Source organism: Streptomyces sp. NPDC005263, assembly GCF_042872365.1.
In the GTDB taxonomy this organism is placed as follows: domain Bacteria; phylum Actinomycetota; class Actinomycetes; order Streptomycetales; family Streptomycetaceae; genus Streptomyces.
Genome location: NZ_JBIAKJ010000001.1, coordinates 578,433 through 596,209, shown reverse-complemented (window position 1 = coordinate 596,209; position 17,777 = coordinate 578,433). Strand labels below are relative to the sequence as shown.

The following is a 17,777-nucleotide window of genomic DNA, read 5'->3' as shown; positions in this document are numbered from 1 at the left end:
ACCCATGGCCGACAGCGCCATGACCGCGACGTTTCTCGCCGTGATCGGCGGAGCGTCGCTGCTCGCCGTCACCGCACGCCGTCTGCGCCCCAGTGACCGGCTGCCCTCCCTGGAGGGCTGGGCGCTGGCCGACCGGAGCCTCGGCCCGGTGTGGACCTGGTTCCTGCTCGGCGGCACGATCTTCACCGCGTACACCTTCACCGCCGTCCCCGGACTGGCGTACGGAAACGGCGCGCCCGCCTTCTTCGCGGTGCCCTACACGGTGATCGTCTGCCCGCTCGCCTTCGTGCTGCTGAGCCGCCTGTGGACCGTGGCCCGCCGCAACGGGTACATCACCGCCGCCGACTTCGTGCGCGGACGGTACGGGTCGCCTCCGCTGGCCCTGGTGGTCGCGCTGACCGGGATACTCGCCACGATGCCGTACCTGGCGCTGCAACTGCTGGGCATCCGCGCGGTGCTGACAGCCGGAGGCGTCTACCCGCGCGGCGCGGGCGGTGACCTGGTGATGGTGGCGCTCTTCGCCGGACTCGCGGTGGCGACCTACCGGCACGGGCTGCGCGCGCCGACCGTCATCTCCGCGCTCAAGGCGGTGGCCGTGTTCGTCTCGCTCACCGCGGTCTGCTGGCTGGTCCTCGACCGGCTCGGCCGCCCTGGCCCGGTCTTCGACGGGGCCGCCCGACGGCTCGGCGGAACGGACTCGGCCCACTCCGCGCTGCTGCTGTCTCCCGCCCAGCAGCCCGCCTACGCCACCCTCGCCCTCGGCTCCGCGCTGGCCCTGCTGATGTACCCGCACGTCCTGACCGCCGGTTTCGCCGCCGACGGTCCCCGCACCTTGCGCAAGGTCTCCGTGGCGCTGCCCGCCTGGACCGGGCTGCTCGCGCTCTTCGGGTTCCTCGGCATCGCCGCGCTCGCGGTGGGCGTCCGGGCGCCGAAGGGCGGTGCCGAGGCCGCGGTGCCGATGCTGGTCGACCGGCTGATGCCGGCGCCGCTGGCCGGGCTGGTGTTCGCCGCGATCACCGTGGGGGCGCTGGTCCCGGCGGCCGTGATGTCCATCGCGGCCGCCACCAGTTTCGTACGGAACGTGTACGTCGAGTACGTCCACCCGACCGCCACGCCCAAGCGGCAGGTACGTGTCGCCAAGGCGGTGTCGCTGACCGCCAAGGTGGGGGCGGTCGCGTTCGTGTTCGGGCTGCGCGACCAGGACGCGATCAATCTCCAACTGCTGGGCGGGGTCTGGATCCTGCAGATCTTCCCGGCCGTGGCCGTCGGGCTGTTCACCGGCCGGCTCCACCCCCGGGCGCTGCTGGCCGGCTGGGCCGTGGGCATGGCGGCCGGAACCGTCCTGGTGGTGCGGGAGGGGTTCTCCTCCGTCGTCCCGATCGGTCTCGGCGGCCCGCCCCTGGAGATCTACGCCGGGCTGGTCGCCCTCCTGCTGAATCTGACCGTCGCCGTGGCCGCCACCTGGGCCCTGGAACGCCTGGGCGTCCCACGCGGCACCGACCTCACCGACCTGCCGACCCGCCTGGCCGTCAGGCGGCGCCCCGAGACGGGAGCGAACAACCCGTGAGACGCAGACAGAACATCCCCCTCACGAACGTCCCCCTCGCGAACGTTCCCCTCACGCTGCCGCCCGTGCCGCCGCCCGCCTCCGCGGCGGATCCCCTCACCCCCACGGTGAGCGATGCGGCGGATCTGGAGCGGGAGGCTGCCCTCGCCCGCCTGTTCGAGCTGCACTACGCCTCCATGCTGCGGCTGGCCGTGCTGCTCGGCGCGGACGACCCGGAGAACGTGGTCGCCGAGGCGTACTACCAGATCTACCGCAAGTGGCGCCGGCTGCGGGACAGCGAGGCGGCGGTGGCGTATCTGCGCTCCACCGTCTGCAATCTGACCCGGATGCGGATACGTCACCTCCAGGTGGCCCGTCGGCACGTGGAGAAACCGCCCGAGGAGGTCGTCGACTCCGCGGAGAGCACCGCCCTGCTCCACGACGACCAGCGGGTACTGATCGAGGCGCTCCAGCACCTGCCGGACCGTCAGCGCGAGGCACTGGTGCTGCGGCACTGGCTCGGGCTGAAGGAGAGCGAGATCGCCGCGGCGATGGGGATCTCCTGCGGATCGGTCAAGACCCACACCGCGCGCGGCATCGCCGCCCTGAGTCAGGCGATGGAGGCCCGACGATGAAGGACACCGGTCGGGGGCGCACCCACAACGAACGCACCAAGAGCGAACGCACCAGCGGCGAACGCACGGACCTTGAGCGCACGGAAAACGAGCGCACGGACAACGAGCGCACCTATGACGAACGCACTGAGCACGCATGTGTCGACAAGGGTCGCGCGGCGGCTGACGTCGGCCGGACCGAGCGGGAGCTGCGCGAGGCCCTGGAGACGCTGGCCGGGGGAGTACGGGCCGCGCCCGACGCGTACCGCACGGCCCGGGGCGAGTGGCTGCGCCGCGAGCGCCGCCGCCGACTGGTGCTCACGGTCCTGATCACCGTCGTCTTCGCCCTGGCCACCCTGATCGGCTTGTGGGTCCTCAACCACGCCCCGGCCGACCACGGCGTCATCTTCTCGGGCGCCGGGCAGGCCACCGCGCTGGGAGAGCCGACGGCCGGCTGGAGGTGACGACAGACTCCCAGGACGGCCGTCGCTCCTCGAAAACGGCTGCTCCAAGCATGTACCCGGCACACGGGGTACTCCGGGCGTCATGGCGCGCACATCGACATCCTGGCCGGCGGTGCTCAAGGGCACGGTGAAGGAGTTCATGGACGACGAACTCACCGACCGCGCAGCGGCGTTGACGTACTACGGAGTGCTGTCGCTGTTTCCGGCCCTCCTGGTGCTGGTCTCGCTGCTGGGCATCACCGGGCGGGCCGCGACCGAGCAGGTCCTCGACAACCTGCAGAAACTGGCACCCGGCTCGGCCCGGGACATCATCGGCGACGCCGTGCGGGAGCTCCAGGGGCGGGGCGGTATCGGCTCGGTGATGGCGGTCGTCGGCCTGGTGCTGGCCGTGTGGTCGGCGTCCGGCTACATCGGGGCCTTCATCCGCAGCGCGAACGCGGTGTACGACATGCCCGAGGGCCGCCCGGTGTGGAAGCTGCTGCCTGTCCGGGTGGGAGTGACGGTGCTGCTGCTGGTGCTGGCGGTGATCAGCGCGCTGATCGTGGTGTTCACGGGGAGTCTCGCCCGGGAGGCCGGCGCGGCGCTCGGCATCGGGGACACCGCCCTGACCGCCTGGTCGATCGCGAAGTGGCCGGTGCTGATCGTGCTGGTCACCGTCATGATCGGGATCCTGTACTGGGCGGCGCCGAACGTGCGCGGCCAAGGCTTCAAGTGGATCACCCCGGGCTGTCTCCTCGCCCTGCTGATCTGGCTGATCGCGTCCGCGGGGTTCGCGTTCTACGCGGCGAACTTCGGCTCGTACAACAAGACCTACGGCACCCTCGCCGGCGTGATCGTCTTCCTGGTGTGGCTGTGGATCAGCAACATCGCGATCCTGCTGGGCCTGGAGTTCGACGCCGAAGCGGCCCGGCAGCGCGCCGTCGCCGACGGGCTGCCCGACGACGAGGAACCCTACGTCCCGCCCCGTGACACCGCCGCCTGGAGCGAGGAGGACCACCGTCGTATGGAGGATCACTGCCGTACGGAGGAGTGAGGCCGCGGGCCCCGGTGGGGCCGACGATCACTCCGTTGATCTGGGGTTCTTGCGCTGGTTGGCGATGAAGCGCGCTTTCTTCTGACGATTCCCGCAGGTGTTCATGTCGCACCATCTGCGGGTGCGGCTCTGGCTGGTGTCGAAGAAGGCGGCCTGGCAGGTCGGTGAGGCGCACAAGGCCAGTTTTCCGTCACGTTCGCCCGCGATGATGCTGATCGCGTCGGTGGCGATCACGCTGAGGGCATCTTCCACGCAGGAAGCCGAGCTGAGCTGCCATCGCCGCTCACCCTCGGGCGTCAGGATCGCCGCGGCCCGCCCCTGAACGCTGCGGTCATTGATGACGTGGACAGCGGACGCGGGCAGAGCGTCCTGGATCGCGGCCGCTGTCGCGGCGGCGTGAATCGACTCCCTCAGTTCCCGAGCGAGGTCGAGCTGGGAAGTGGTGCAGGAGTCGACAGCGAGGCCGTTCACCGCCAGCCAGTCGACGAGTCGGTGCGGCGTGGGAATGCGCTCCACAGAGGCGCCATGACGCTCCGACAGGGTCCCCGTGAAGCTGGTCGCCAACACCTTGCCGAGGCGGAACTCGGGGAACCCAGCACGCATGGAACCACCTTAGCAGGTTGCGGCATGGCTCGAAGGGCTGCTAGAACCGCCTTAGCCGGTTCGCGATAGGTCGTAGCCGGTTCCTCGACGGCCAGGAGGTCTCATGTCCCGTCCCACCAGCGACGTGCACGCGTGGGAAGCCCACGCAACGGACGCTGACCTCGACGATCTGCGCGCGCGACTGGCCGCGGCGCGACTACCGGAGGCGGAGACGGTCCATCGCGCCGCGCCCGACCCTCGCCGATGGGAACAGGGCGTTCCTCTCGCCGACCTCGTCGAAGTCGTGAACTACTGGCGTACCGGGTACAACTGGCACTCGTTCGAAGAGCGCCTTGACCGGATCGGCCAGTTCCGAACGACCATTGACGATCTGGGAATCCACTTCCTGCACCGCCGATCCGCGCGCGCGGACGCCACTCCTCTCCTCGTGACGCACGGCTGGCCAGGCAGCATTGCTGAGTTCATCGATGTAGTGGACGAGCTCGCGGATCCAAAAGACGCGGACGCGCCGGCATTCCACGTCGTGGTCCCGTCGCTGCCAGGCTTTGGTTACAGCGACAAGCCGGCCGCCACCGGGTGGGGGACCGAAAAGATCGCGGCCGCCTGGGTGGAACTGATGGGAAGGCTCGGCTACGGCAAGTTCGTAGCCCACGGCGGCGACTGGGGAGGCAATATCACCACGGTTCTCGGCGGCAGGTTCCCGGCGCACGTCCTCGGCATCCACACGACATTCGCGGAGGGACCGCCCGGATTGACAACGGACGGGCTGACGGCGGCCGAGCGCGAGTGGACCGAGGAGACCCATGATTTCTGGCACCACCGCGCGGCGTACGCGAAGCAGCAGGCGACCCGACCGCAGACCATCGGCTACTCGCTCGTCGACTCACCGGTCGGGCTTCTTGCCTGGATCCTCGACAAGTTCGCCGAGTGGTCGGACACCGAGGACAGCCCGTTCGAGACGATTTCCAGGGACCGCGTTCTCGACAACGTCACCCTGTATTGGCTGACGCGGACCGGCGCCTCGGCCGCTCGCATCTACTACGAAAGCCACAACTCGCTGGACCCCGACCTGCGGGTCGACGTCCCGTCGGCAATCACCATGTATCCCCGCGACATCGAGAAGTGCCCCCGCCCCTGGGCACAGGAGCGGTACCGGCAGATCGTCCGATGGAGGTCACCCGAAACCGGGGGGCATTTCCCGTCGCTGGAGGTGCCCGAGTATTTCGTCAAAGATCTGCGGGAGGGCCTCGCGGCTGTGCTGGCCGCCAACAGGTGAACGCGGCGGCAGACAATTTCTGGGTCAGGGGTGCGGTGCCGGGAATACGACGCTCTCGACGTCCGGAGGGGAATGCACCCGTCCGGAACCGTGTTGCCTTATGACATGAGCGAAGCAGTGGTAGCAGGTGCCTACGGCGGTCCCGAGGTGTTGTCGGTGATCGACGAGACGGTCCCGGATCCCGGACCCGGCCAGGTGCGCATCGCGGTCCGCGCCGTCGGCGTCAACCCGTTCGACCACAAGATGTACAGCGGCGTCTTCGGCACAGATCCCGCGAACCTGCCGATGCGTCTCGGTGCCGAAGCGGCCGGGGTGGTGACCATGGTGGGTGCCCACGCGACCGGCCCCGCGGGTCCGATCGCGGTCGGTGACGAGGTGATCGCCTATCGTGCGCCCGGCGCGTACGCCGCCGAACTCGTCGTACCGGCCTCGTCAGTGGTGCCGAAACCCGCCGCCCTTTCCTGGGAGCAGGCCGGGGGCCTGATGCTCACCGGCGTCACCGCCGTGCACGTTCTCGAAGCCATCGGCCCGCTCAAGGGCGAAACGGTGCTGATCCACGGCGCCGCGGGAGGAGTCGGCCTGACAGCCGTGCAGCTGGCTGTCGCGCGCGGTGCCACTGTCCTGGCGACGGCGAGCCCGGCCAAACACGACCTGTTGCGCGACCTCGGAGCGATTCCGGTCGCGTACGGGCCCGGTCTGGCCGACCGCGTACGCGCGGCAGCGCCCGATGGTGTCGACGCGGCAGCCGACCTGATCGGCACCGACGAAGCGGTCGACGTCTCGGTGGAACTCGTTGCCGACCCGGCCCGTATCGCCACCATCGCGGCGTTCCAGCGCGGGGCCCAGGCCGGCATCAAGGTCCTGGGTGGCGCGCCCGGCGCGGACCCCGGCACGGAGATCCGCGCCGCGGCCCGCCTGCAGCTCACCGAAGCGGCGGGGGCCGGGCGACTGCGTGTCCTGATCGCCGACAGTTACCCGCTGCGGGAAGCCGCCGCCGCCCACCGGCAGATCATGACCGGCCACACCACGGGCAAAATCGTCCTGGTGCCGTGAGACAGCCGTGAGACGAGGGGCGGCGGGCCGGCCGAGGCGCACACCCTCGCCGACGCCGTACGCGCGCTCAAGACGGCCCGGCCGCCTCGAACCCCACAGTCAGACCGCCGGCACCGGCGCCGGGTAGGTGGGGTACTCCACACCGGAGACGTGCTGGACCACGCGGATGACCTGGCAGGAGTAGCCGAACTCGTTGTCGTACCAGAGGTAGAGGATCGCGTTGTCGCCGTCGACCTTGGTCGCGCCGGCGTCGACGATCGAGGCGTGGCGGGAGCCGATGAAGTCGCTGGAGACCGCGTCGGGGGCAGTGGTGAAGTCGATCTGACGCTTCAGCGGCGAGGTCAGCGAGACCTCGCGGAGGTGGTCGAGGACCTCCTCGCGAGTGGTCTCGCGGCCGAGCCGCAGGCTGAGGATCGCGATGGAGACGTCCGGCACCGGGACCCGGATCGAGCTGCCGGTGATCGGCGCCTCGAGGCCGGGCAGTGCCTTGGCGACGGCGGAGGCGGCACCCGTCTCGGTGATGACCATGTTGAGCGGCGCGGAGCGGCCCCGGCGATCGGCCTTGTGGTAGTTGTCCAGCAGGTTCTGGTCGTTCGTGAAGGAGTGCACGGTCTCCACGTGCCCCCGCAGGACGCCGTACTCGTCCGCCATCGCCTTCAGCGGCGGCACGATCGCGTTGGTGGTGCAGGACGCGCAGGACAGGATCCGCTCGTCCGGCTTGATGGTGTCGTGGTTGACGCCGTGCACGATGTTCGGGACGTCGCCCTTGCCCGGCGCGGTCAGTACGACCTTGTCGATGCCGGGACGCAGGTGCTCCGACAGGCCCTCGCGGTCCCGCCACTTGCCGGTGTTGTCGATGAGGATGGCGTCCTTGATGCCGTACGCCGTGTAGTCGACCTCCGCCGGGTCGTCGGCGTAGATCACCCTGATCTCGTTGCCGTTGGCGACGATGGTGCTGTTCGCCTCGTCGACGGTGATCGTGCCCTGGAACTGGCCGTGGATGGAGTCGCGGCGCAGCAACGAGGCCCGCTTGACGAGGTCCTCGGCGGCCCGGCCGCCGGTGCCGCGCACGACGATGGCGCGCAGCCGCAGGCCGTTGCCGGAGCCCGTCTTCTCGATCAGCAGGCGGGCGACGAGGCGGCCGATGCGGCCGAAACCGTAGAGGACGACGTCGCGCGGCTCACGGCGCTCGACCCGGTCCGCGCCGGTGGCACCGGCGACCGCCTCGGCGGTGAACTCCGCCACGGAAAGGCCGCGGCCGTCGGTCCGGTAGGTCGCGGCGAGCATGCCGATGTCGATCTGGGACGGGCCGAGATCCAGGGCGGCGAGCGTCTGGAGGAACGGCAGCGTCTCGGTGACCGACAGCTCCTCGCCGGCTATCTGACGGGCGAAGCGGTGGGTCTTGAGGATGCTCACGACCGACTTGTTCACCAGGGAGCGGCTGTGCAGCAGGACGGTCACGTCCCGCTCGCGGTGCAGCTTCCCGATGAGGGGGATCATCGACTCCGCGATCTCCTCGCGAGTCTTCCAGTTGGTGAACGAGTCGTCCTTGACAGTCACGAGTATCTCTTTCGAGCTAGGTGGCGCTCATATGCTAAACCGCCGCCCGAACCGTTCCGCGGCCGGGGCGGCCATGGCCGCCGAGGAGGGCGCCGGACCACATCCCGTTTCTCCCGAATCCGGTTTCTCCCGAACCGGCCAGGCCGCCCCCTGACCTGCGCCGGGTTCCGTGAAACCCATGTGAAACCCCTGAACCCCCGCGTCCCGGAGGATTGCGCTGGTGAACGTCGGGTACGCGACCAGAACCGCGCCCGGGGCGATCTTGCGCCGGGCGGGCCGCAAGACCTCCGCTATCTAGGGATCAGCCATGGACACACCCGCGTACGACAACACCGTCACACCGGCCCGGCGGGCGCTGGACGCGCTGGCCGAGAACACCGAGGACACGGCGGCGCTGGCCACGCTCGCGAGCAGCGAGGTGCTCGTGCCCGTGCCCGACGACGCCGGACAGGACGAGGTCAGCGACCCGAGCACGGTCGCGCTGCCCGTCCTCGAGCAGCGGGACGGGGCCCCGGTGGTGCCCGTGTTCACCTCCGAACCGGAGATGGCCGAGCTCCTCCCGTACGTCTCCCGCTACCGCATGGTCCCGCTGGGCGCGCTGGCCGCACAGTGGCCGGCCGACGAGCTGTCCCTGACCATCGACGCCAGCTCCGCGCACCCGCTGACCCTCACGTCGGAAGGCGTGCGCACCCTGCTCGCCAGGCCCTGACGACGACCGCATCGGGTCCGGCCGCACCTATGCGGCGGCCGGGCCCGGCGGGCCCGATCCTCGCCCCTGCACCGCGTTCGGCATTCAGGGAGGAGGTTCGAGATGACGCGTGACGGCGGTTTGAGGCTGCATCTGCAACGTGTCCTCCGCGCACCGCGCCCGGTCGTATTCCGGCTTGTGACCGAGCCGCAGGAATTGGCCAAGTGGTGGGGCCCTGAGGGGTTCACCATCCCGAGTGTGGACAGCGATGTGCGGCCAGGAGGTGCTTACCGAATCGCGATGCAGCCGCCGGAAGGCGCTTCCTTCCACCTGGTGGGGGAATTCCTCGAGGTCGTCCCTCCGGAGCGCCTTTCCTACACCTTCCGCTGGGAGGATCCCGATCCTGAGGATCGGGAGACAGTGGTGACCCTGTCGCTTCGGGACATCGGCGATACGTCGGTCGAGCTGGTCCTCGATCAGGGCGACTTCGCCACTGAGCGGCGCCGAGTTCTGCACGACGAGGGCTGGACGCAGGGGCTCGACAAGCTGGCGGCGCTGATAAGCAGCATCTAGGGTCATGGGCCGCCCGGGCGAGTGTTCAACCGGGGATCCCACCGGAAAACGCCTCGGCAGGCCGGGTGGTTGCCCTACGAGCCCAGCATCCGGGCCAGCACGTCCCGCTGCAGCGGCCGCACCCGTGCGTGCAGGTCTCGGCCCGCGCGGGTCAGGGCCACCCACACGCCCCGCCGGTCCTCCGCACAGACGGAGCGTTCCACCAGGCCGTCCTTCTCCAGACGGCCGATCAGCCGGGACAGCGCGCTCTGGCTGAGATGCACTCGTCCGACGAGGTTCTGGACCCGGCACTGGTCGCCCTCCTCGGGCGACTCCGCGGCCAGGATGTCGAGCACCTCGAAGTCGCTCGCGCCCAGCCCGTGCGGGTGCAGCACGCGGTCGATCTCGCACATCGTGCGGGCATGCACGGACAGGATGTCCCGCCACCGCTCCTCGAGGCCGCCCCCGACCCCGACCCCGACTCCGACCGTTTTCGGCCGCCATATCAGCACGGTAGCACCGATCCGGCCATTTATTGAGCGCGCAACTAGTGCATGTGCAAGGAGTGCGGCAAGGAGTGCGGCAAGGAGTGCGATGAGCAGCGCGTGCATGCGCAAGGCATGCATACACGATGAGCGCGCCTGGTAGATGGACAAGAACCGAGGCCTCAGGCGGGCGGCTCCTGCGTCAACCCGATCAGGTTCCCGTCCGGGTCCTTCACCGAGGCGATCAGCTTGCCGCCCCCGACGTCCTGGGTGTCCTGGAGCAGCTCCGCACCGGCGGCCAGCAGCGCCGCGAGGGTCTCTCTGAGGTCGGTCACGTGCCAGTAGGGGACTGGGCCGGTCATGCCCCGCGCGTGTCCGTTGGGGTCGAGGCCGACATCCTGCCCGGCGTCGCGGAACCCGACGTAATACGACTCGTCGGCGTACGGTTCCACCCCCAGCAGGGCCGCGAACAGGGGCTTCGCCAGGGCGAGGTCCCTGACGGGGTAGATGATCGTCTTGAGGCCTGCGGTCATGGCGTACTCCTCCGTACCGAGTGGACCCGACGGATGGTGTCGGTGCCTCTCACGCTAGGCCGGGGAGTGGGCGGCCGCTTCTTCGATCCTGACCGGTTGCCGTACGCACGCGCCCGGATCCCGGGCGGCCGGAGATTCGTCGAATGATCGGCTTGCCGCATGCCTTGACGGGGACTGCGCCGAACTGCTCGCGAACCGACGCGCGGTGCAAGGGAGTTCGGTACCGGACAAGCTTGCCCTGTCGCCGGACAGGGCGGCTCGCGCTGCGGGACAGTGGGACGACGCGGTAGGCCAAAGGCTAGGACGGAGGGGACACGATGCTGAGGGCTCCCACCGGCCAAAGGCGCCTGCACATCCTCGAATGGCTGAAGGACCCCGCCGCCCACTTCCCGCCGCAGCGGCACGGCGACCCCGTCGAGGACGGTGTCACCGCGGACGCCGTGGCCCGCAAACTCGGCGTGAGCCGCTCGGTCGCCGAGACGCACCTCGGCCTCCTCGCCGACCTCGGCCTGCTGCGCACCCGAAGAGTCCGGCACCGCACCCACTACCGGCGCGACGAGATGCGGATCGCCGAAGTGGCGCGCATGTTCGACAAGGGCTGGTAGACCCCGGCCCGGCACGGGTACCCCCTCGGCCGGCCGCCTCCGACAGCAGGGAGAAGCACACATGGTCCGGCCTACAGCTCTCGTCCCCCGCCGCTACCTCGACGTCGGCGGACGCGGCCCCGAGGACGTGGTGGCCGACCCCCGCGGACGTGTCCTGACGGGGGTGGAGGACGGGCGCATCCTGCGCCTGGACGGGCTGACGGGGCCCGCCGCGCCCCGCGTCGAGGTGCTCGCCGAGACCGGCGGCAGGCCGCTCGGCCTCGAACTCCATCCGGACGGCACCCTGCTGGTGTGCGACGCGGAACGCGGTCTGCTGCGGATCGACCTCGCGAACGGAGGCGTACGGGTCCTCGCCGACTCGGTGGCGGGGGAGCCGCTGCGGTTCTGCAGCAACGCGGTCGCCCTGTCCGACGGAAGCGTGTACTTCACCGTCTCCAGTCGCCGCTACCCCCTGCGGCAGTGGATCGGCGACATCGTCGAGCACACCGGCACCGGCCGCCTGCTGCGGCTGGCCCCCGGCAGTGACACGCCCGAGGTCCTCCTGGAGGGACTGCAGTTCGCCAACGGACTGGCCCCGAGCGGCGACGAGTCCTTCCTGGTCGTCGCCGAGACGGGCGCCTGCCGGCTGACCCGCTACTGGCTCACCGGACCGCGCGCGGGACATGGCGAGCCCTTCACCGACAGCCTTCCGGGGATGCCCGACAACATCTGGCGGTCCGGGCCCAAGGGCCCGGTCTGGGTGTCACTGGCCGGCCCCCGCATCCCCGCGCTGGAGAGCCTGCACCGCGGCACCCCACCCGTCCGCCGCGCCGCCGCACACCTGGCCGTCCGCGCTCCGTTCCGCCCCACCGGCACGATCGGCGTCCTGGCGGTCGACGACGACGGCCGGGTGGTCCACCACCTCACCCGACGTCGTTCCGGCTTCCGCATGGTCACCAGCGTCTGCGAGAGCGAGAACCACCTGGTCCTGGGCAGCGTGTGGGAGCGCGGCGTCGCGGTCTGCGAGGCACCGGTCACGACATGACCCCGGCTCAGCCCGGGGTTACGCTGTTGAGCGGCCGCGACCACCCTCGCGGCGCGGCGGTGGGGCCCGCCGTACCCGAACCGCGGCAGGCCGCCGCCAACGGTCCCTACTTGCGAAGGCGCGTGCCCGGCTGCCCGGGCCCCGGCGAGTAGGAGACGCACGACCATGACAGCCCCGGAGACCGAGAGCCATCCCACCGCCGCGCGCACCCCACGGCGACCCGACCGGCGTGGTCAGGCGCCCGTCGTCGCGGTGGTCGCGCTCGGCGGCGCCCTCGGCGCCACGGCCCGCTACGCACTCACCCTGGCGTGGCCCGCCGAGCCCGGTGCGTTCCCCTGGGCGACCTTCTGGACCAACGTCGTCGGCTGTGCCGTGATCGGCGTGTTCATGGTGGTCATCACCGATGTGTGGGCCGCCCACCGCCTGGTCCGCCCCTTCTTCGGCACCGGTGTCCTCGGCGGCTTCACCACCTTCTCGACGTACGCCGTCGACATCCAGAAACTGGTCGACTCGGGCCACCCCCGCACCGGGCTGGCGTACCTCGCCGCGACCCTGCTCGCGGCGCTCACGGCGGTGTGGCTCGCGGTCGCGGCCGCCCGCCGCGTCCTGAAGTGGAGGCAGACATGACGAGGCTGACCGGCCGCGCCCTGCGCCTGACCGTCTTCGTCGGCGAGCACGACACCTGGCACCACAAGCCCCTGTACAGCGAGATCGTGCACCGGGCCCATGCGGCGGGCCTCGCGGGCGCCAGTGTCTTCCGGGGCGTCGAGGGCTTCGGCGCCTCCGCGCTGATCCACACCTCGCGCCTGCTCTCCCTGAGCGAGGACCTGCCCGTCGCCGTGGTGATCGTCGACGACGAGGGGCGCGTACGGGCCTTCCTGCCGCAGCTCGACGAACTCGTCACCGAGGGACTGGTGACCCTCGACGACTGCGAGGTCATCCGATACACCGGCCGGAAGGACGAACAGGGCAATCCGGGCACGAAAGGTAAGAGGTCGTTGTGAACTGGCTGCTGGTCGTCGTGGGCGCCATGGTCGGCGCTCCGCTCCGCTACCTCACGGACCGGGCCGTGCAGTCCCGGCACGACTCGGTCTTCCCCTGGGGCACCTTCGCGGTCAATGTCACCGGCTGTCTGATCCTCGGCCTGCTGACCGGCGCGGCGGCCGCCGGAGCCGCCGGTTCCCACCTCCAACTGCTCCTGGGAACCGGCCTGTGCGGGGCGCTGACGACGTACTCGACCTTCTCGTACGAGACCCTCCGTCTGACCGAGACGGGATCCGGGTTCTACGCCGCCGCCAACGCGGCCGCCAGTGTGGTCGCGGGCCTGGGCGCGGCCTTCGCTGGAGTGAGCCTGGCGCAGGCGGTGTGGGCGTAGGGGTTCGGCGGTGCGGGCTCGGCGCGGTTCTCGCCCGCGTGTAGTAAGACTGTCCCCGCCGCACTGGCCCTCCCCGAGAAGAACTGGATCCCATGAGCGTCATCAGCGTCGGTCAGGCTGTCGTCCTCGGAGCCGTGGAGGGGGTGACCGAGTTCCTGCCCGTGTCCTCCACCGGCCATCTGAAGATCGTCGAGGGGCTGATGAACATCCCCGTGGACGATGACGCCGTCGTCGGGTTCTCGGCCGTCATCCAGGTCGGAGCGATCGCGGCCGTGCTCGTGTACTTCTTCAAGGACATCGTGCGGATCGTCTCCGCCTGGGGCCGAGGGCTCAGGAACCCTGAGGAGCGCTACCACCACGACTACAAGTTCGCCTGGTGGGTCATCTACGCCACCATCCCGATCGTCGTCGTCGGTCTGGCGGCCAAGCCGCTGATCGAGGGGCCGCTCGCCTCGCTGTGGGTGGTGGCCGGCTCGCTGATCGTCGGCAGTGGTGTGATGTGGGCGGCGGACCAGATGGGCAGGCACAAGCGCGGGGAGGACGACACCTCCTTCAAGGACGCCATGCTGGTCGGCGCCTCCCAGATCCTCGCCCTGCTCTTCCCCGGTTTCTCCCGCTCCGGCGCCACCATGTCCACCGCGCTCATCCTCGACCTGGACCGGGTGGCCGCGACGAGGCTCTCGTTCTTCCTCGGCATCCCCGCCCTGACCGGCGCCGGCCTGTACGAACTCAAGGACGCGCTGGGGGCGGGGGTGGGCGCCGCCCCGCTCGCGGTCGGCACCGCGGTCTCCTTCGTCGTCGCCTACGGGTCGATCGCCTGGCTGCTGAAGTTCGTGGCCAAGCACTCCTTCAACGCCTTCGTGATCTACCGGATCCTGGTCGGCGTGCTGCTCTTCGGACTGCTGGCCACGGGAGCGCTGAGCAGCTGACGTCATCGTGCGCGGTGGGGTGTGAGAGCGCTTCAAGGCCTTCACGCCCCACGAATCTCCCCGTCCGGATCCCTTGACAGCACCCTCTCGCCACCCGGAGTATTCACTCCCGTGAACCTGTCAGACAGCCAGACAGCAAGTCAGGGCCCGCGGCGCGTCAGCGCCATGGAAGCGGTGCTCGGGCACCTGCGCGCGGCCATCGAGCGCGGTGAGTACGCGATCGGCGACAAGCTCCCCTCCGAGGCGGAGCTGTGCCGCACCCTCGAGGTCTCCCGGCCCGTGCTGCGGGAGGCCCTGAGGGCCCTGCAGACCATGGGGCTGACCGTGTCCAAGACCGGCAAGGGCACCTTCGTCCTCGCCAACGCCGTCGAAGACCCCACCTTCGGCGACTACGCGGCCAGCGACCTGCTGGAGGTGCGCCGCCACGTGGAGATCCCGGTCGCCGGGTACGCGGCGCGCCGGCGCAGCGCGGAGAACCTCGACCACCTGGCCCACCTTCTGGACCGGATGGAGCAGGAGACCGACACCACCGCCTGGGTCGCGATGGACACGCTGTTCCATCTCGGCGTGGCGGAGGCCGCCCAGAACCCGGTCTTCCGCCGGGTCATCGAGGAGATCCGCGACGCACTGGCGCGTCAGTCGGCGTTCCTCAACGAACTGGGCGGGCGCCGCGAGCAGTCCAATCGCGAGCACCGGGCGATCGTCGAAGCGCTGATGGACGGTTCCGAGACCGACGCGGTGGACGCCATGGCCCACCATCTCGACCGCGTCGAAACCACCCTCACCGACATCGTGCGCTCCCCGCGCACGGACATCCCCACGGAAGGCGGACCCGAGGCGTGAGCGAGTACCTCAAAGAAGAGACGCGCACAGCGGCCGCACATGTAGACGCCGGAGACGCCGGCTACAGCAAGTCCCTGAAGTCCCGGCACGTCAACATGATCGCCATCGGCGGCGCCATCGGCACCGGCCTCTTCCTCGGTGCCGGCGGCCGCCTCGCCGACGCCGGCCCCTCCCTGTTCATCGCCTACGCGGTCTGCGGGATCTTCGCCTTCCTGGTCGTCCGCGCCCTCGGCGAACTCGTCCTGTACCGGCCCTCGTCCGGCGCCTTCGTGTCGTACGCCCGCGAGTTCCTGGGTGAGAAGGGCGCCTTCACCGCGGGCTGGATGTACTTCCTGAACTGGGCGACCACCGGCATCGCCGACATCACCGCGGTGGCCACCTACACCCACTACTGGGGCATGTTCTCCGACATCCCGCAGTGGGTGATCGCGCTGATCGCGCTCGCCGTGGTCCTCACCGTGAACCTGATCTCCGTGAAGATCTTCGGTGAACTGGAGTTCTGGTTCGCCATCGTCAAGGTCAGCGCGCTCGTGATCTTCATGTGTATCGGCATCTTCCTGCTGGTCACGCAGCACCCGGTGGACGGCGCCACCCCCGGCCCGTCCCTGATCACCGACAACGGCGGCCTCTTCCCCAGCGGACTGCTGCCGATGCTGCTGATCATCCAGGGCGTCGTCTTCGCCTACGCCTCCGTCGAACTGGTCGGCGTCACGGCCGGTGAGACCGAGAACCCCGAGAAGATCATGCCGAAGGCGATCAACTCGATCATGTGGCGGGTCGGCCTGTTCTACGTCGGCTCGGTCGTCCTGCTGTCGATGCTGCTGCCGTGGAACCGCTACACGGCCGGCGAGAGCCCCTTCGTGACCGTGCTGTCCAACATCGGCATCCCGGCGGCCGGCGGCGTGATGAACCTCGTCGTGCTCACCGCGGCCATGTCCTCGCTCAACTCCGGCCTGTACTCCACCGGCCGCATCCTGCGCTCCATGGCGATGTCGGGTTCGGCCCCCAAGTTCACGGGCGTGATGAGCCGCAGCCAGGTCCCCTACGGCGGCATCCTGCTCACCAGCGGCATCTGCGTCCTCGGCGTCGGCCTCAACTTCGTCGTCCCCGCCGACGCCTTCGAGATCGTGCTGAACTTCGCGGCGATCGGCATCCTCTCCACCTGGGGCATGATCATGGTCTGCCACCTGGTGTTCTGGCAGAAGGCCCAGAAGGGCGAGCTCTCCCGCCCCGGCTACCGGCTGCCGGGTTCCCCCTGGACCGAAGTGGTGACGCTGGCGTTCCTCGCCTCCGTCCTGGTCCTCATGTACGCCGACGGCGGCGCCGGACGCACCACCGTGCTGTGTCTGCCGCTGATCATCGGGGCCCTGGTCGTCGGATGGTTCGCCGTCCGGCGCCGGGTCGCACGCACGTCCACTACCGGAACCGGCGCGTGACCCGCGCGCCGCTCCCTGAGAAGCAGGCAGTGATGTACAGCAGTTCCGTCGCGGACGCACCCCTGATCCGCGAGCCCCTCCACGCTCCCGTCGCCCACCTGGTACGCGGCGGGGTCGTCGAGGGCATCCACTACGGCTCCGTCGTCGTTCTCGACACCGACGGCGGGGTCCGGTTCCAACTCGGCGACGTGGAGGCCGCCTTCTACCCACGCTCCGCCCTCAAACCCCTCCAGGCCGTCGCCATGGTCCGGGCCGGGCTCCCGCTCGACGGTGAGCTGCTCTCGCTCGCCGCCGCCAGCCACTCCGGCGAGGAACGCCACCTGGCCGGCAGCCGCCGCATCCTGGAGCTCGCCGGGCTCTCGGAGGCCGATCTGCGCAACGTGCGCGACCTGCCCTTCGACCCGGTCGTCCGCGACGACTGGATCCGGGCGGGCCGACTTCCCTCCCGGCTCGCCCAGAACTGCTCCGGCAAGCACGCGGCCATGCTGTATGTCTGCGAGCTGAACGGCTGGTCCCTGGACGACTACCTCGACCCCGGGCACCCGCTCCAGCAGGCCATCGCCGAGATCGTCGAGGACCTCACCGGACAGCGCATCGCCCGGGTGACCGTGGACGGCTGCGGCGCGCCCCTGTTCTCCGTCTCGCTGCACGGCCTGGCCCGGGCCGCCGCCCGGATCACCACGGCCGCTCCCGGCACCCCGGAGGCGCGGGTGGCCGACGCGATGCGCGAGCACGCCGAGATGGCGTCCGGATCCGGCCGGGACGTCGCCGCGCTGATGCGGGCGGTACCGGGGCTTCTCGCCAAGGACGGCTTCGAAGGTGTCCAGGTCGCCGCGCTCCCGGACGGCCGTGCCGTCGCCGTGAAGATAGCCGACGGGGCGAACCGGGCGCGTGTCCCGGTCGCCGCGGCCGCCCTGGCCCGGGCCGGCGTCGATCCCGCGGCACTCACCGAGTTCGCGGGGGAGCCGCTGCTCGGGGGCGGCGAAGCGGTCGGCTGTGTGCGGCCGGTGCGCGCACTCGACCCGGTCACGCTCTCCGCGTGCGCCTGACGGCAGACCGGCAGAGCGACGTAAGGGATTCTGTGTTCGACCGGCTGCGGCGGCGCTGTGGCTGGTCGCGCAGTTCCCCGCGCCCCTTCGGGGCGTTGGCCTGAGCGCC

The 17,777-nt window shown here is 70.2% G+C and carries 21 protein-coding genes; 17 read left to right on the top strand and 4 right to left on the bottom strand.

Annotated features, from left to right (window positions below):
* The first annotated feature begins 4 nt into the window (after positions 1-4).
* The 4 genes from ACFYRY_RS02765 to ACFYRY_RS02750 all read left to right on the top strand — a co-directional run bounded on the left by ACFYRY_RS02765 (position 5) and on the right by ACFYRY_RS02750 (position 3,657).
* Positions 5-1,567 (top strand): sodium:solute symporter, encoded by a 1,563-nt coding sequence (locus tag ACFYRY_RS02765; RefSeq protein WP_389139281.1) that lies wholly within the window; start codon positions 5-7, stop codon positions 1,565-1,567.
* A complete protein-coding gene (locus ACFYRY_RS02760; protein ID WP_389139279.1) occupies positions 1,564-2,181 on the top strand; it encodes a SigE family RNA polymerase sigma factor in 618 nt (205 codons plus the stop codon). Before ACFYRY_RS02765 ends, ACFYRY_RS02760 begins: the two co-directional genes overlap by 4 nt.
* Before the next feature lie 188 nt (positions 2,182-2,369).
* Positions 2,370-2,624: a hypothetical protein gene (locus ACFYRY_RS02755; protein ID WP_389141030.1), complete on the top strand. Its 255-nt coding sequence runs from the start codon at positions 2,370-2,372 to the stop codon at positions 2,622-2,624.
* 82 nt (positions 2,625-2,706) lie between these two features.
* Positions 2,707-3,657 (top strand): YihY/virulence factor BrkB family protein, encoded by a 951-nt coding sequence (locus tag ACFYRY_RS02750; RefSeq protein WP_389139277.1) that lies wholly within the window; start codon positions 2,707-2,709, stop codon positions 3,655-3,657.
* A gap of 27 nt (positions 3,658-3,684) precedes the next feature.
* Here ACFYRY_RS02750 and ACFYRY_RS02745 read toward each other — a convergent pair whose 3' ends face one another.
* Positions 3,685-4,260, bottom strand: coding sequence for a CGNR zinc finger domain-containing protein (locus tag ACFYRY_RS02745; protein ID WP_389139276.1), 576 nt, complete (start codon positions 4,258-4,260; stop codon positions 3,685-3,687).
* Positions 4,261-4,363: 103 nt separating this feature from the next.
* On the opposite strand from ACFYRY_RS02745, the gene ACFYRY_RS02740 reads away from it, so the two are divergent.
* Together ACFYRY_RS02740 and ACFYRY_RS02735 are read left to right on the top strand one after the other, a co-directional pair.
* Positions 4,364-5,536, top strand: a complete 1,173-nt coding sequence (locus tag ACFYRY_RS02740) for an epoxide hydrolase family protein (protein ID WP_389139275.1) — start codon at positions 4,364-4,366, stop codon at positions 5,534-5,536.
* Between the two features lie 105 nt (positions 5,537-5,641).
* Positions 5,642-6,589 carry a zinc-binding alcohol dehydrogenase family protein gene (locus ACFYRY_RS02735; protein ID WP_389139273.1) on the top strand — a complete coding sequence of 316 codons (948 nt, stop codon included), beginning with the start codon at positions 5,642-5,644 and terminating at the stop codon, positions 6,587-6,589.
* Between the two features lie 99 nt (positions 6,590-6,688).
* On the opposite strand, the gene ACFYRY_RS02730 is transcribed toward ACFYRY_RS02735, so the two are convergent.
* A complete protein-coding gene (locus ACFYRY_RS02730) occupies positions 6,689-8,149 on the bottom strand; it encodes a glyceraldehyde-3-phosphate dehydrogenase (protein WP_389139272.1) in 1,461 nt (486 codons plus the stop codon).
* A gap of 307 nt (positions 8,150-8,456) precedes the next feature.
* Between ACFYRY_RS02730 and ACFYRY_RS02725 the strand changes: the two genes are divergently transcribed.
* Both ACFYRY_RS02725 and ACFYRY_RS02720 read left to right on the top strand, forming a co-directional pair.
* Positions 8,457-8,858: an SseB family protein gene (locus ACFYRY_RS02725; protein WP_356774539.1), complete on the top strand. Its 402-nt coding sequence runs from the start codon at positions 8,457-8,459 to the stop codon at positions 8,856-8,858.
* A gap of 102 nt (positions 8,859-8,960) precedes the next feature.
* On the top strand, positions 8,961-9,410 hold the full coding sequence (locus ACFYRY_RS02720) for an SRPBCC domain-containing protein (protein ID WP_389139271.1): 450 nt from the start codon (positions 8,961-8,963) through the stop codon (positions 9,408-9,410).
* A gap of 74 nt (positions 9,411-9,484) precedes the next feature.
* On the opposite strand, the gene ACFYRY_RS02715 is transcribed toward ACFYRY_RS02720, so the two are convergent.
* Both ACFYRY_RS02715 and ACFYRY_RS02710 read right to left on the bottom strand, forming a co-directional pair.
* Positions 9,485-9,901, bottom strand: coding sequence for a MarR family winged helix-turn-helix transcriptional regulator (locus ACFYRY_RS02715; protein WP_389139269.1), 417 nt, complete (start codon positions 9,899-9,901; stop codon positions 9,485-9,487).
* A 155-nt stretch (positions 9,902-10,056) separates the two neighbouring features.
* Positions 10,057-10,407 carry a VOC family protein gene (locus ACFYRY_RS02710; RefSeq protein ID WP_389139268.1) on the bottom strand — a complete coding sequence of 117 codons (351 nt, stop codon included), beginning with the start codon at positions 10,405-10,407 and terminating at the stop codon, positions 10,057-10,059.
* Between the two features lie 317 nt (positions 10,408-10,724).
* On the opposite strand from ACFYRY_RS02710, the gene ACFYRY_RS02705 reads away from it, so the two are divergent.
* The 9 genes from ACFYRY_RS02705 to ACFYRY_RS02665 all read left to right on the top strand — a co-directional run bounded on the left by ACFYRY_RS02705 (position 10,725) and on the right by ACFYRY_RS02665 (position 17,668).
* Positions 10,725-11,012 (top strand): ArsR family transcriptional regulator, encoded by a 288-nt coding sequence (locus ACFYRY_RS02705; RefSeq protein WP_389139266.1) that lies wholly within the window; start codon positions 10,725-10,727, stop codon positions 11,010-11,012.
* 61 nt (positions 11,013-11,073) lie between these two features.
* Positions 11,074-12,036 (top strand): SMP-30/gluconolactonase/LRE family protein, encoded by a 963-nt coding sequence (locus ACFYRY_RS02700; protein WP_389139264.1) that lies wholly within the window; start codon positions 11,074-11,076, stop codon positions 12,034-12,036.
* A gap of 165 nt (positions 12,037-12,201) precedes the next feature.
* Positions 12,202-12,663, top strand: coding sequence for a fluoride efflux transporter CrcB (crcB, locus tag ACFYRY_RS02695; RefSeq protein WP_389139262.1), 462 nt, complete (start codon positions 12,202-12,204; stop codon positions 12,661-12,663).
* A complete protein-coding gene (locus ACFYRY_RS02690) occupies positions 12,660-13,040 on the top strand; it encodes a DUF190 domain-containing protein (protein ID WP_389139260.1) in 381 nt (126 codons plus the stop codon). The genes crcB (ACFYRY_RS02695) and ACFYRY_RS02690 overlap by 4 nt, the downstream gene beginning before the upstream one ends.
* Positions 13,037-13,411 carry a fluoride efflux transporter CrcB gene (crcB, locus tag ACFYRY_RS02685; RefSeq protein WP_389139258.1) on the top strand — a complete coding sequence of 125 codons (375 nt, stop codon included), beginning with the start codon at positions 13,037-13,039 and terminating at the stop codon, positions 13,409-13,411. The genes ACFYRY_RS02690 and crcB (ACFYRY_RS02685) overlap by 4 nt, the downstream gene beginning before the upstream one ends.
* 92 nt (positions 13,412-13,503) lie before the next feature.
* The gene (locus tag ACFYRY_RS02680; RefSeq protein WP_389139256.1) at positions 13,504-14,340 is read left to right on the top strand and encodes an undecaprenyl-diphosphate phosphatase; all 837 of its coding nucleotides are present in this window, start codon (positions 13,504-13,506) and stop codon (positions 14,338-14,340) included.
* A 165-nt stretch (positions 14,341-14,505) separates the two neighbouring features.
* Positions 14,506-15,183 (top strand): FadR/GntR family transcriptional regulator, encoded by a 678-nt coding sequence (locus tag ACFYRY_RS02675; protein WP_389141028.1) that lies wholly within the window; start codon positions 14,506-14,508, stop codon positions 15,181-15,183.
* Positions 15,180-16,619 (top strand): amino acid permease, encoded by a 1,440-nt coding sequence (locus tag ACFYRY_RS02670; protein ID WP_389139254.1) that lies wholly within the window; start codon positions 15,180-15,182, stop codon positions 16,617-16,619. Before ACFYRY_RS02675 ends, ACFYRY_RS02670 begins: the two co-directional genes overlap by 4 nt.
* A gap of 32 nt (positions 16,620-16,651) precedes the next feature.
* On the top strand, positions 16,652-17,668 hold the full coding sequence (locus ACFYRY_RS02665) for an asparaginase (protein WP_389139252.1): 1,017 nt from the start codon (positions 16,652-16,654) through the stop codon (positions 17,666-17,668).
* Positions 17,669-17,777 lie beyond the last annotated feature (109 nt).